The 13,342-nt window shown below is 35.2% G+C and carries 13 protein-coding genes; 8 read left to right on the top strand and 5 right to left on the bottom strand.

Annotated features, from left to right (window positions below):
* Positions 1-67: 67 nt before the first annotated feature.
* Positions 68-946 (bottom strand): ABC transporter permease, encoded by an 879-nt coding sequence (locus QA612_RS10750; RefSeq protein WP_278283814.1) that lies wholly within the window; start codon positions 944-946, stop codon positions 68-70.
* Positions 939-2,138, bottom strand: a complete 1,200-nt coding sequence (locus QA612_RS10745) for a quaternary amine ABC transporter ATP-binding protein (RefSeq protein ID WP_278283813.1) — start codon at positions 2,136-2,138, stop codon at positions 939-941. Before QA612_RS10745 ends, QA612_RS10750 begins: the two co-directional genes overlap by 8 nt.
* 321 nt (positions 2,139-2,459) lie before the next feature.
* Between QA612_RS10745 and QA612_RS10740 the strand changes: the two genes are divergently transcribed.
* Entirely contained in the window at positions 2,460-3,017 is a 558-nt protein-coding gene (locus QA612_RS10740; protein WP_278283812.1) for a GbsR/MarR family transcriptional regulator, read from the top strand.
* Between the two features lie 399 nt (positions 3,018-3,416).
* On the opposite strand, the gene QA612_RS10735 is transcribed toward QA612_RS10740, so the two are convergent.
* A complete protein-coding gene (locus QA612_RS10735; RefSeq protein WP_278283811.1) occupies positions 3,417-3,953 on the bottom strand; it encodes a hypothetical protein in 537 nt (178 codons plus the stop codon).
* A gap of 513 nt (positions 3,954-4,466) precedes the next feature.
* On the opposite strand from QA612_RS10735, the gene sigX reads away from it, so the two are divergent.
* A complete protein-coding gene (gene sigX / locus QA612_RS10730) occupies positions 4,467-5,015 on the top strand; it encodes an RNA polymerase sigma factor SigX (RefSeq protein WP_278283810.1) in 549 nt (182 codons plus the stop codon).
* Positions 5,012-6,232 (top strand): hypothetical protein, encoded by a 1,221-nt coding sequence (locus tag QA612_RS10725; protein WP_278283809.1) that lies wholly within the window; start codon positions 5,012-5,014, stop codon positions 6,230-6,232. The genes sigX and QA612_RS10725 overlap by 4 nt, the downstream gene beginning before the upstream one ends.
* 269 nt (positions 6,233-6,501) lie before the next feature.
* Here QA612_RS10725 and QA612_RS10720 read toward each other — a convergent pair whose 3' ends face one another.
* Positions 6,502-6,696 carry a hypothetical protein gene (locus tag QA612_RS10720; RefSeq protein ID WP_278283808.1) on the bottom strand — a complete coding sequence of 65 codons (195 nt, stop codon included), beginning with the start codon at positions 6,694-6,696 and terminating at the stop codon, positions 6,502-6,504.
* Between the two features lie 490 nt (positions 6,697-7,186).
* Here QA612_RS10720 and QA612_RS10715 point away from each other — a divergent pair, with 490 nt between their 5' ends.
* Together QA612_RS10715 and QA612_RS10710 are read left to right on the top strand one after the other, a co-directional pair.
* Entirely contained in the window at positions 7,187-7,504 is a 318-nt protein-coding gene (locus QA612_RS10715; RefSeq protein ID WP_278283807.1) for a hypothetical protein, read from the top strand.
* Positions 7,505-7,513: 9 nt separating this feature from the next.
* Positions 7,514-7,735, top strand: coding sequence for a hypothetical protein (locus QA612_RS10710; RefSeq protein WP_278283806.1), 222 nt, complete (start codon positions 7,514-7,516; stop codon positions 7,733-7,735).
* 76 nt (positions 7,736-7,811) lie between these two features.
* Here QA612_RS10710 and QA612_RS10705 read toward each other — a convergent pair whose 3' ends face one another.
* On the bottom strand, positions 7,812-9,218 hold the full coding sequence (locus QA612_RS10705; RefSeq protein WP_278283805.1) for a sigma-54 interaction domain-containing protein: 1,407 nt from the start codon (positions 9,216-9,218) through the stop codon (positions 7,812-7,814).
* A gap of 262 nt (positions 9,219-9,480) precedes the next feature.
* On the opposite strand from QA612_RS10705, the gene pruA reads away from it, so the two are divergent.
* From pruA to QA612_RS10690, 3 genes are all read left to right on the top strand, one after another.
* Positions 9,481-11,031, top strand: coding sequence for an L-glutamate gamma-semialdehyde dehydrogenase (gene pruA / locus QA612_RS10700; RefSeq protein ID WP_278283804.1), 1,551 nt, complete (start codon positions 9,481-9,483; stop codon positions 11,029-11,031).
* A gap of 83 nt (positions 11,032-11,114) precedes the next feature.
* Entirely contained in the window at positions 11,115-12,305 is a 1,191-nt protein-coding gene (locus QA612_RS10695) for an ornithine--oxo-acid transaminase (RefSeq protein ID WP_278283992.1), read from the top strand.
* 126 nt (positions 12,306-12,431) lie between these two features.
* A complete protein-coding gene (locus QA612_RS10690; RefSeq protein ID WP_278283803.1) occupies positions 12,432-13,337 on the top strand; it encodes a proline dehydrogenase family protein in 906 nt (301 codons plus the stop codon).
* Positions 13,338-13,342: the final 5 nt, after the last annotated feature.

The raw sequence follows: 13,342 nt of genomic DNA, 5'->3' as shown, positions 1-13,342 counted from the left end.
AATATATATGGAAACTTTTCAAATTGAAAAGGTACCAACAAATGTTTTGATTACGGAAAGGCTATTATTAACCTCTCTTTTTAACATTAAAGCTTTGAGTAAATCGATCAATGATGATTGCTAGAATAACGATACTAAGTCCTGCAACAAAACCAGAACCTACATTTGCTCCTTGTAAAGCTGATACAACCTGTCGACCTAAACCAGGTGCACCAATCATAGAAGCAATAACAACCATAGAAAGTACGAGCATGACAGTTTGGTTTATTCCAGCCATAATAGTTGCTTTTGCCATTGGAAGCTCTACTTTAAATAGCTTTTGTGGACCGGTACTACCGAAAGCATCAGCAGCTTCCACTAGTTCTGTGGATACTTGGCGTATACCTAGGTTTGTTAAGCGTACCGTTGGTGGTACAGCGAAAATAAGTGATGCGAACACACCTGGTACCAACCCGATTCCAAAGAAAGCGGCAGCTGGAATTAAATAAACAAAGGCTGGCATGGTTTGCATAAAGTCAAGGACTGGCTTCATAATTGTTTCTGCTAGATTACTTTTGGACATTAAGATTCCAAATGGTACTCCAATTAAGACTGCAAGTATACTAGATACTAAAACGAGAGTGAAAGTTTGAGTTAAAGGAACCCATAAACCTTGATTGTAAATTAACCAGAGACCAACAATTGAAAATGCTGCTAAGCCAAATTTCTTACCGGAAATATAGAATGCATATAGTGCAATCAATATGATGAAAAATATAGGTGGTACAGCAGATAATACATCAATAGACCAACTCATAAATGCACCTAGGTATGTTCGAATGGGATTAAAGATAAATGAAAATATATCTTTTATTCCATCAATAAACGCATTTGCACCTTCAGAAAGAGGTATTCTAGGTACAAAATCTAATATGTTATGAAAAAAGTTAAGCAAATTATTAAGCATTTTCTAATTTCACCTCGCTATCACTAGCAAGAGCACCAATTACTGCTCCGCGAACAATGATCCCAACCAATTTGTTGTTATCGATAACGGCAACTGGAATTGGTGAGTCGTGAATGATATTAAATATGTCATGCATTGGTGTGTCCTTTTCCACTTTCGGAATATCATTCTGTAAAATTTCTTCTAAGTTTTTAATCTCATTTTTTCTCGCTGCTGAAGCATCATCAGCGGTAATGTACCCTCTTAAATTTCGATTACCGTCCACTACAAACATACTAGAAAGGCCTTCCTCTTTCATTCTCTCTAGTGCAACTCGAGGACCATGCTTTTCAATGTTTACAGTCTCAGGACGTTTCATAATGTGCTGTGCTGTTAGAACCTTTGAACGATCTACATCTTCAACAAACTTTTCTACATAGTCGTTGGCAGGATTCACTAAAATTTCTTCTGGTGTTCCAATTTGAACGATAGATCCATCCTTCATTAATGCGATTCTGTCTCCAATTCGTAAAGCTTCATCAAGATCATGAGTAATAAAGATGATTGTTTTCTTCATCGTTTGTTGTAGATCCAGTAATTCGTCTTGCATATCCTTACGAATTAATGGGTCTAATGCAGAAAAGGCTTCGTCCATTAAAAGAACCTCTGGATCGTTAGCTAATGCACGTGCTAACCCTACACGCTGCTGCATACCACCAGATAATTGATCTGGATATTGATGTTCATATCCTTTAAGTCCAACTAGTTCTAGAGATTCTATGGCTTTTTCCGTGCGATTGCCTTTTTCGATTCCTTGTACTTCAAGTCCATATTCCACATTTTGTGAAATGGTACGGAATGGGAAGAGACCGAACTTTTGGAATACCATACTCATTTTTTTTCGGCGAACCCCTCGCAATTGTTCTTTATTCATTTCTGCAAGGTTTTCACCATCAATCCAAACGTTACCTGTTGTTGGATCAATGAGACGATTAAGTAGTCTTACTAGTGTTGATTTTCCACTACCTGATAACCCCATAATAACGAAGATTTCTCCGTCTTCCACTTCAAAGGATGCCTGGTTAACACCCACTGTTGCACCAGTTTCTTTAAGGATGGCGTCTTTTGATTTACCTTCATCAAGCAACTTTAATGCTTGCTTTGAACGCTTACCAAACACCTTTGTTAATTTTTCAACCTTTATTTTAGCCATTTATTTACACCTACTTCATTTTAATTACAAGGCCTGTGAATTTAATTTTTAAACTAACTATGAATCTATAAAATTTAGCAAAAAAATTTACAGCATTAGTTCGACCTTTATAACTATATCCTTTTTATAAATTTTGATCAAACAGTATATAATCACTAAATTGTATAAAAAGTTTGTTCAGAAAAAACTGTACGTAACAAATATAGTGAATTCTATGAAATGCTCTATATTCCTCTTAAATGAGGTAAGGTAGACCACTTTCTTTTATATTAGAAGGTTTGCTAATATTTAAAATAGCGAGTAGTTTTGAGGAGGCTAACGATGCGTAGCAATGATAATTATTCAAAGGATAGTACAAAACTAGATGAAGCGCGCAATCGTTTTATATCAGAAATCGCAAAGAATATTCATCTATATAATATTACACCGTCAGCAGGTCGATTATATGGTACTGTTTTCTTTTCAAAAGAACCAATGACCCTAGATGACATGAGTAAAGCGATGGCAATGAGTAAAACGAGTATGAGTACGGGTATACGTTCATTATTAGATGCACATATGGTTGAAAGAGTTTGGGAAAGAGGTATACGTAAAGATTTGTACAAAGTGGAAGGTGATTGGTATAAATCATTTTCAAATGTTTTTATAAATCGATGGAAAAATGCAACGGAACTAAATATGTCTGCAATTCAGGAAACAAAAGAGCTGTTACATGAACTGATTCAGGAAACAGAATACGAAGAAATTCGTAATGAAGCTAAAGAAGATTTAGAAAAGCTCACGGAAGCAGAGGATTATTATTATTGGTTAATTGATGTGATTGCATTATTTGAAACTGGAAAGATATTTGATATTGTTCCAAAAAGGTCTAGGAAATAAGATAAATAATGCTATACACTTAAAAATGGTTTTGAAAATAACCACCTTGCTCGGCTAAAAGCATAGGGTGGTTATTTTTTTATCTATCAACAAGAAATCTGAATTAAAATCATTCCTATAATGTTATAACTAACTACAAAAAGACTGTCTTAATTGCAGTCTTTAGATTGCCCTTAATGGCAAAAGAATATCTATAAATCTATATTTAGAAGTCACTTATTTATTATTTAATAAAAATTAATAATAAAGCTCCCCCCGCGAATTACCTGCTCCTCTTATCTGCATATAGTTAATACCAGCAGCAGTACTTAGATTAACTGTAGTAGTAAAATTAGTACGATTCCCATTTACTATTCTGTCTCCTACTTCAATATCATCACTACCGAAACACTTGGTGTGTTAAAAGTTCTTGTATTTTGCCAATGACGTTGTGAAATATTCCAAGTAAACTAACTGAAAACCAAACGAATTAATTGAAAATTCATCTTCGATTAGCTTATCTACCTTATTTATTATAACTTCATTTTCCATTTGAATTTCATAGTTTCTATTTGAAGTATTAGGTATTACAATTTTCCACTCTTTTTTATCAAATTGTAAAGTTAAAAGTGCTTCCGATTCAATACCTGATTGATAAACACTTTTAACCAAAGATGTATATGTATTTTTGTCAATTTGGTTGAAATTAAGAATCTCGTAGTTAATTAAAGGATCTTCTTCATTACTCATATATACATATAAGGCTTCTTTTTTTGTATTAAAACGTTTGTCAATTACTAGATTAGCAAAAGTTACAATATCACCTTTTAAAAGAGCATCATGTGCCTCAGATAAAATAGTCTTTGGATTCATTTCTGCACTAGTAGATAATAAATTGTGAGATAGTACAAGAGTAAATATAAAAGCTAAAGATAAAACTAAAATAATTTTTTTCATAGATTTATTTAGCACCTCTTATTTGTATATTGATAATATTTCTTTCGATACTATAAGTATAGCAAACTTATTTGTAAAAAAATACTATTTTTACACATAATTGTTCATTTCCATCAAACAATTATTTTCATTTCGAGAAAACATTTGAAACATAAAATTAAAGTATTGCTAAACAAAGGTCGAAATGCTATTTAAGTAATACTGATAATAGAAAGTTTGTAGCTATTTTTTAATTAGGTATATGTGTCATGGTAGTAAGGAGACTACTGGATTTGGTATAATAAAGAAAACAGTTGTAATTTAAAGGAATGAGTAACTTGCGAAAAAGAAATTATATGTTAGCGGTTTATCTATTAATAATAGGCTTTATTGGTGGTGCCCTATATTGGGTGTGGGTATTTTCAAAATAAATGTCAGGTGAGAAGGTGTCAAACAATCATTAGAGTTTGACACTTTTTTTTGTAACGTTATTAATAAAAAATCGACTAACGATTTAGAGAGGGAGGGAAGAGCGTGAGAGAGGAATTTGATCGTTTGTATGAGATGTACCATCAGACCCTTTTCCAATATTTATTTTACATGGTTCGGAATCGGGAAGTGGCAGAAGAGCTTGTTCAAGAAGTGTATATAAAAGTGCTTCACTCCTATCAATCCTTCGAAGGGAAAAGTAGTGAGAAAACTTGGCTTTACTCTGTTGCAAAACATGTAGGCATTGACTGGATAAGAAGTCAAAGTCGTAAGAAAAGGAAGTGGGTTGGAAAGCAGTTTGAGTGGAGTGAACGGGAGTTTGAAATTAAAGATCATGCTCTTTTACCTGATGAAATTCTCGTGCAAAAGGATGAGCTTCATCAAATTTATTCCGTTTTAAAGCGCTGTAAGGAAGATCAGCAACAGGTTATTATTTTACGTTATATACAAGCGTTAAGTATTTCGGAAACTGCTGATGTACTTGGCTGGACGCAAAGCAAGGTGAAGACCACCCAGCACCGTGCAATTAAAGAATTAAAGCGGTATATGAACCAAATAGATAGTTTCAATGAAGTAAAGGAGGTTGGAGAATGACAAAGAGACTTTGGGACGATCAGGATGTGGAGAACCACCTAAAGCAGCTTCCTCCTATTAAGGATCGACAATCAAAAGAAGAACTTTTTCAAGCGATTGAAAGAAAAATGCAGGAGAGAAATGAGAAACCTTCACCTCTCTACACCAAAAATAAACATAAACTAACGTGGTTAAAGCCATTAATGGCTAGTGTAGCTGCAGTGTTTTTAATAGTACTAATCTTCCCATACTTCTTTAACGGAGATTATGAAATGTCTTATAACAGCGATAATAATGCAGATATTAGTGCAGGAAATGATATGAACAACAGTAATGATGGGGATTTTAATATTGCTGGAACTCCTAGTGATGATGGAGGAGTAGATACTGAAAGTGACGAAGAAAACACTATTTTGCTACCTGTTCCCCACTTTTTTGAAGTTTTAACGGTAAATGAGTTCGGGGATGAAGGATTATACACAAAATCAGGTATTACAAGTCAACCTATTTCAATAGGAGAGAATAGAGATAGTAGTCTAGAGAACTTAATTTATTACACTTTAACATCAGATGAAGTAGACTGGGGCATACAGGATTCTAGATCTTTGCATAATGAAATAAGTAGTGTGAACATTGATGACCGAGAAAATGCTGTTACTATAGACTTCTTTAACAGTATAAATATTGAAAGGCTTTCAAGTAATGAAGCTACTTCATTTTATGAAGCAATCTTAGAATACTTTGGTTACTTTCATTTTGAAAAAATTCGCTTCACATTTAATGATGAACCTGGTGTGCTAATAGGTCCTTTTGGTTTTGTTGAGGAGTGGGATATACCATATGAAAACCGTGGGTATTATCTTCATGAGGATGAGGAGGGAAATCATTATTTTGTAAGAGGAGCTTATGTAGGAGAACGAATAATGGAAAACGGGGAATTACTTTCATTTCAAGAAACACTTGGGGAAATGCTGGTAGTTAATGAAGGTGCTTGGTATCGTTCTGCCATACCTGAATCAATCGAGATTGAAGATGTTGTAATTGAAGATATTCATGCAGCTATATTTGTGAATGATACAGGAATTATCCCAACAGTTGAAGAATTTGATTTGTTAGTAGAAGCTCTAACATTTACTGCAAACGATTTTTCGATTGAGTATATTTCTTTTATTGGTAATTTTATAGATGAAATGAGTCAAGTAAGGCAAACGGAAATGATTCATGTGAATGACTTTTAAGCTTTTGAATAAGTGTACTCAAATGTTAAAAGTATAGAATTAAGGCACAAAAACAAAAAGGACTAAATCAATGAATTTAGCCCTTTTTGTTTTGTTATGAAATTAATATTAGATTTAATCTCCTTCAGTAATGAATACTACAAAAAGGATAACAACTAAATTCAGATTTGTTTTGTATTTGTGTGGGATAAAGTTGAATACTGAATCAAATGTTTAATTTTTTTGGAAGTTGAATCATGAGGAATTAATACAATGCTGAGAGCATTTTTTTACGTTAAGAACGCTTTACAGTGTGGACAGAGTGACTTTGAAAAATCGAGAGGGATCTCATTTTGGCATTCTTTGCAAATTTTAATGGGCTTTTCATCAGGTTTCTTCGTAACCTTTTTACGTATGGCATTAATAGTTAAAAGTAAAACAGCAACCGCAGCAACTCCAAGGAGAAGTGCCAACGAAGTTTGCATAATAACATCTCCTTTATTTTTTATTGGATTGGCCTCTTACTATATATTACTCCTCATTTTTTTCTTTAGAACTATAACAATAAATAAAGTTGCGAAGACGTTTTTCGATGAAAGGTGCTGTTAAAAGCTAGTGTTGATTGCCAAGAATTTTTTTCTGAATTTTCTATGAAGATAATAGTAGAATCGCACGTGTCTTTACAGAATAGGACAAGTATTCTTGTTTCAGTATATAAAATGCGAGGAATTTGAATGTTTTATAAGTAATAAGTCGATAGCTGTTTCCCGGGAAATCTTTTTGTAGAAATTAAGAGAACTATTGTTCATTTCGTGGAAAATAGAAAATTACTTTGGATATATAAAGGGAGAATGGCTATAGGGTAGTTTTATCATGCAAGATAATACTTGCACCATGAAGGAAGAAAATACTCTTTCACAGTAATCACAGCTTATAACTTTGCAGTCGTATAGTAGGATCCTATCATACTGCAAATTGCCTAAACGCTACTTGCAGGCACGGAGGAAGGATCCACTGTTCCTGCAAAGAGTGGAAAAGAAGTTTGCAGGCATGGAGGAAGGATCCACTGTTCCTGCAAAGAGAGAAAAAGGAGTTTGCGGGAACGGAGGAAGGATCCACTGTTCCTGCAAAGAGTGGAAAAGAAGTTTGCAGGCATGGAGGAAGGATCCACTGTTCCTGCAAAGAGTGGAAAAGAAGTTTGCAGGCATGGAGGAAGGATCCACTGTTCCTGCAAAGAGTGGAAAAGAAGTTTGCGGGCACAGAGGAAGTAGCCAGCGTTCCTGCAAAGAGTGAAAAAGGAGTTTGCGGGAACGGAGGAAGGATCCACTGTTCCTGCAAAGAGTGAAAAAGGAGTTTGCGGGCACAGAGGAAGGATCCACCGTTCCTGCAAAGAGAGAAAAAGAGGTTTGCAGGCACGGAGGAAGGATCCACTGTTCCTGCAAAGAGAGAAAAAGAGGTTTGCGGGAACGTAGGAAGGGTCCACCGTTCCTGCAAAGAGAGAAAAAGAGGTTTGCAGAGAGCTAAATAGAATGATTTCTTCTATTTTACCTCCTTCTATTTTGCGAAAACTATTTTATTTAAGGGTTGACGGGGGGGGTACCTAACTCTTTTTGTGAATTTCTTTTAATTGGTACTTTTTCAAACGATATTGGAGGCTTTGTCTGCTTATGCCAAGAGAGTTTGCTGCTTGAGTAATGTTACCGTTAAAGTAATCCAGAGTACGTTTAATATAAAGTTTTTCTCCTTCCTCCATGAAAGATTGAAGGCTTTTTGGAGGATCGTTAGGATATAGAGTAGTCGGTGTCAATTGTTGGATGTCATACCTCGAGAATTTATTACGAACATGAAGAGGGAGATGACTGTACTCTATTTTTTCGTCGTAATGAATTAAATTCATTGCTCCTTCAATCATATGTTCAAGTTCCCGAACATTCCCAGGCCAATCATAATTTTTAAACATGTCCATGACGTTTTCACATACGAAAGGAACGTTTAATTGGAATTGTTTATTATATTTATTAATAAAATGTTCTACTAGAAGAGGGATATCCTCTTTTCGTTTCCTTAATGGAGGCACTTCTATGGATACGACGCTTAACCTATAATATAAATCCTCTCTTAATTTATTTTGTTTTATTGCAACTATAGGTTCTTCATTTAAGGTTGCTATAATTCGAACGTCAATTTTCCTATCTTTTGAATCTCCAATTCTTCTAATCATTTTTTCCTGAATAACTCGAAGAAGCTTTGCTTGTAAAGGAGCACTTAAGGAGTTAATCTCATCAAGCATGATAGATCCACCACATGCTTGTTCAAAAAGTCCGGCGTGTTCTATAGCCCCTGTAAAGGCCCCTTTAACCGTTCCAAATAATATACTTTCAATCAACGTTTCTGGAAGAGCAGCACAGTTTTGACTAATTAAAGGTTTTGCAGAACGATTACTTGCATTATGGATACTTTGGGCGAACAGTTCTTTCCCTGTACCAGTTTCTCCATAGATTAATACGGAGGAGGAAGTTCTTGTAGCTTTTTGGGCACTTTGTTTTACGTCATTCAATAAAGCACTATTCCCAATTATTTGTTCAAAAGTATAATTTGCTTCATTTTTATTTCTAATGTTTTCTTTCGTGAGCCGTTCTAACTTTGTAATATCTCTCGCAACCTCCACAGCCCCCACAATTTTATTATCATGTGTGAGAGGAAAGGTATCATTAATTGTCGTGATTTTTTGTCCTTTTAAATTGAAGTATGTTTGTTTTGCATTTTTTAAAACATCACCATTTCGAAGGGATAGGAGAAGGCGACTTTCTTCTTCTCTTTGAAATAAAAAAACTTCCATTATCTTTTTATTAATTACTTCGGTTTTATCCATATCTTCTATTTCGGACATTTTTTTGTTGTAAATAACTGAAATGCCTTCTTCGTTTACTACATGTATTCCTACGTCTACTGCATCAAGAATTTGATTATAGAGGGGATGGATTTGAGGCAAAGAAATATTTTTCAAAGAATTCACTCCAATTCTACATGGTATATTTTGAAGCTAGTGATAGAAGTAAGAAAAGATAGATCTTCCTACTTTTATATTAGCATAAACGCAAACTTATTTTGCGGTTAACGTGCAAAATAAGTTTTCAGTGCAAAGGTAGTTTGCATTTATTTGAGGAAGAAACCATATTCCTTCATGGATGGAGGTTTGGCATGATTTTTGCAAATAAATATAGTGAAATTTAACAAATAAAAAAATTTAAAAAGGAGTGGATCATTCCATGGTTGTACCGTATAAACATGAACCATTTACAGATTTTACATTAGAAGAAAATTATAACGAATTTATGGAAGCATTAAACTTAGTTAAAGGTGAGCTTGGAAAAGATTATCCTCTCATTATTGGTGGAGAAAAAATAATGACAGAAGATAAAATTGTTTCTGAGAACCCTGCAAATAAAGAAGAAATTGTAGGATATGTTTCTAAAGCAAACGAAGAGTTAGCAGAGAAGGCGATGGTAGCTGCTGACCAATCATTTGCCTCATGGAAAAAATGGGATCCAGCAGCACGGGCAAATATTTTATTTAGTGCAGCCTCAAAAATTAGACGTAGAAAACATGAATTTTCTGCATATCTTGTTTACGAGGCAGGGAAGCCTTGGAAAGAAGCGGATGCGGACACGGCAGAAGCCATTGACTTTTTAGAGTATTATGCACGTCAAATGCTTCGTTTAAAAGATGGGATTGAAATCAATTCACGTGAAAACGAACATAATTCCTTTACTTATATTCCTCTAGGAGTGGGTATTACTATTTCCCCATGGAACTTTGCTTTTGCCATTATGGCAGGAACGACAATTGGACCAGTCGTTGCTGGAAATACTGTTTTGCTGAAGCCAGCAAGTACAACACCAGTTGTGGCATATAAATTTATGGAAGTGTTAATGGAATCTGGACTTCCAGCAGGTGTAGTAAATTACGTACCGGGAAGCGGAGCTGTTGTTGGAGATTACTTAGTAGACCATCCAAAAACAAGGTTTATTAATTTTACTGGATCAAAAGAAGTTGGCCTAAGAATCTATGAAAGAGCCGCAAAAGTAAATGAAGGACAAATTTGGCTAAAACGGGTTGTTGCTGAAATGGGTGGTAAAGATACGATCGTTGTTGATAATGAGTCTGATCTTGATTTGGCAGCGGATGCTATTACCCAATCTGCTTTCGGGTTTTCAGGACAAAAATGTTCTGCTTGTTCAAGAGCAGTAATCCATGAAGAGGTTTATGATGAAGTTTTAGAAAAAGTAGTAACGTTAACAAATCGCTTAACGGTAGGTCCAACCTATCAAGATAATTCAAAATATATGGGTCCTGTAAATGATCAGGGAGCATTTGATAAAGTAATGAAGTATGTTGAAATCGGAAAAGAGGAAGGGCGCCTTATGACTGGTGGGGAAGGAGATTCTTCCAAAGGCTATTTTATTCAACCTACAATTTTTGCTGATGTAGATCCTAAAGCTCGTTTAATGCAAGAAGAAATATTTGGTCCAATCGTTGCCTTTTCAAAGGCAAAGGATTTCAATCATGCACTTGAAATCGCTAATAATACGGAGTATGGCTTAACTGGGGCAGTAATTTCCAATAATCGAGGTCATTTAGAGCAAGCCCGTGAAGAATTTCATGTTGGAAATCTATACTTTAATCGTGGATGTACAGCTGCAATTGTAGGATATCAACCTTTTGGAGGATTTAATATGTCTGGTACTGATTCTAAGGCAGGTGGACCTGACTATTTACTTCAATTCCTTCAGCCAAAAACAGTAAGTGATATGTTTTAAAACAGGCAGTTAAAAGCTAAGAGAATCAAAAAACATTAAATGAATAATAGATTGATGGATTGAGAGGGGATTTAACAAGAATGATGAATACGACACAAATTATTGATATAACAGAAAGGTACGGAGCAAGAAATTATTATCCCTTACCAATTGTGATATCAAATGCAGAGGGAGTATGGGTGGAGGACCCTGAAGGTAACCGGTATATGGATATGCTGAGTGCATATTCAGCCTTAAACCAAGGGCACCGTCATCCTAAAATTATTGAAGCTCTTAAGGATCAAGCTGATCGAATAACATTAACCTCTCGTGCTTTTCATAATGATCAATTGTGCAATTTCTATGAAAAAGTTACTGTATTAACTGGGAAAAATATGGTCTTACCAATGAATACGGGAGCAGAGGCAGTGGAAACAGCTGTAAAGACAGCTCGACGGTGGGCATATCGGGTAAAAGGAGTAGAAGCAAACAAGGCTGAAATCATCGTATGTGAGGATAATTTCCATGGAAGAACGATGACAGCAGTATCTCTATCTTCCAATGAAGAATATAAAAAAGATTTTGGTCCAATGCTTCCAGGGGTAAAAGTTGTTCCTTATGGAGATATAGAAGCACTTAAAATTGCGATAACTCCTAATACAGCTGCATTTATATTCGAACCAATACAAGGGGAAGCAGGAATTAATATCCCTCCAACTGGTTTTTTAAAAGAAGCGTATGACTTATGTGTGCATAATAATGTCTTATATATCGCTGACGAGATACAAACTGGATTAGGTCGTACTGGAAAGCGTTTTGCTTGTGATTGGGAAGATGTAGAACCAGATATGTACATTCTAGGTAAGGCTCTTGGTGGTGGTGTCATGCCAATATCAGCAGTTGTAGCAAATCGCGATATATTAGGAGTCTTTGATCCAGGTTCACATGGGTCCACATTTGGAGGAAATCCATTAGCTTGTGCTGTATCTGTAGCAGCTCTCCAAGTGGTTGAAGATGAAAAATTAGTTGAACGATCTTTCAAGCTCGGTAATCACTTAATGGAGGAGCTAAAGAAGATAGATAATAAAAAAATAAAGGAGGTTAGAGGACGAGGCTTGTTTATCGGCGTTGAAATGCACGGTCCTGCTCGTCCTTATTGTGAAAGCTTGAAGGAAGAAGGGATTTTGTGTAAAGAAACGCATGTGAATGTTATTCGATTTGCCCCACCTTTAGTTATTAGTGAAGAAGAACTAGCATGGGCATTAGAACGAATCAAGAAGGTATTATCCAAATAAAAGTATCTTAGTAATATATCTATAGATATCAAGCCAATTGTTATAAACGAACAATTAAGAGGAGGTTCCTATGAATAGCCTCCTCTTATATATACCTTTCCTTTGTATGGAGAAGGGGGTTAAGTGATGATTACACGGAATTTTTTTCTTTATTTGTCTAACAACAAACTATTAAAGAAAAAGGCAATGAAATGGGGACCGAAGCTTGGAGCTAGTCAAGTTATAGCAGGTGTCAGCATTCCAGAGGCAATGGAAGTAGTGGGACAATTAAATGAAAAAGGACTTGTTTGTACTGTAGACCATCTAGGGGAATTTGTATACAATCAAGGGGAAGCGATCGAAGCTGCTAATCAGTGTATTCGAACGTTAGAAGCAATAGAAAATACAAAGGTACATTGCAATTTATCATTAAAGCTGACTTCCTTAGGGCTAGATATTGATAAAAAAATATGTCTAGATAACATGATTAGAATTGTTAGAACAGCCAAAAAGTATAACAATTTTGTTCGAATTGATATGGAGGATTACGAACATTTGAATGATACTCTCGAAATTTTGCTTGAATTGCGTGAATCTTTCGATAATGTAGGGACAGCTATTCAAGCATATCTATTTCGTTCAGAAGAGGATATTCATAAGCTAAGAGGGACGAATATTCGTTTAATTAAAGGGGCTTATAAGGAGTCACCAGAAGTTGCATTTCGAAAGCAAGAGGATATTGATCAGAACTTCATAAATATTATAAAAACTCACTTAATGAATGGGAGCTACGGTGCAATTGCAACTCATGATCACAAAATTATTGACCAAGTAAAAGCTTTTACCAAGGAACAGGGTATATCAAAGGACCAATTTGAATTTCAAATGCTCTACGGTTTTAGAACTGAGCTCCAACAACAAATTGCAAATGAAGGATATAAAATGAGAATATATGTCCCATTTGGTGAGGATTGGTACGGTTATTTTATGCGTCGCTTAGCTGAACGGCCACAAAATGTGCGTTTTGCCCTACGAGGTTTATATTCAAAGTAATGTTA

Origin of the sequence: Evansella sp. AB-P1 (genome assembly GCF_029688925.1) — a bacterium.
In the GTDB taxonomy this organism is placed as follows: Bacteria; Bacillota; Bacilli; order Bacillales; family Salisediminibacteriaceae; genus Evansella.
Note: the sequence above shows the minus strand (reverse complement) of the source record. Positions and strands in the feature narration are given on the sequence as shown.

What these genes read in the sequence shown, in the direction of transcription:
- QA612_RS10750 (WP_278283814.1), bottom strand. Translation starts at nt 946, where the DNA reads ATGCTTAATAATTTGCTTAACTTTTTTCATAACATATTAGATTTTGTA.
- QA612_RS10745 (WP_278283813.1), bottom strand. Translation starts at nt 2,138, where the DNA reads ATGGCTAAAATAAAGGTTGAAAAATTAACAAAGGTGTTTGGTAAGCGT.
- QA612_RS10725 (WP_278283809.1), top strand. Translation starts at nt 5,012, where the DNA reads ATGACAAAGAGACTTTGGGACGATCAGGATGTGGAGAACCACCTAAAG.
- QA612_RS10740 (WP_278283812.1), top strand. Translation starts at nt 2,460, where the DNA reads ATGCGTAGCAATGATAATTATTCAAAGGATAGTACAAAACTAGATGAA.
- QA612_RS10695 (WP_278283992.1), top strand. Translation starts at nt 11,115, where the DNA reads ATGAATACGACACAAATTATTGATATAACAGAAAGGTACGGAGCAAGA.
- QA612_RS10720 (WP_278283808.1), bottom strand. Translation starts at nt 6,696, where the DNA reads ATGCAAACTTCGTTGGCACTTCTCCTTGGAGTTGCTGCGGTTGCTGTT.
- pruA (WP_278283804.1), top strand. Translation starts at nt 9,481, where the DNA reads ATGGTTGTACCGTATAAACATGAACCATTTACAGATTTTACATTAGAA.
- QA612_RS10690 (WP_278283803.1), top strand. Translation starts at nt 12,432, where the DNA reads ATGATTACACGGAATTTTTTTCTTTATTTGTCTAACAACAAACTATTA.
- QA612_RS10735 (WP_278283811.1), bottom strand. Translation starts at nt 3,953, where the DNA reads ATGAAAAAAATTATTTTAGTTTTATCTTTAGCTTTTATATTTACTCTT.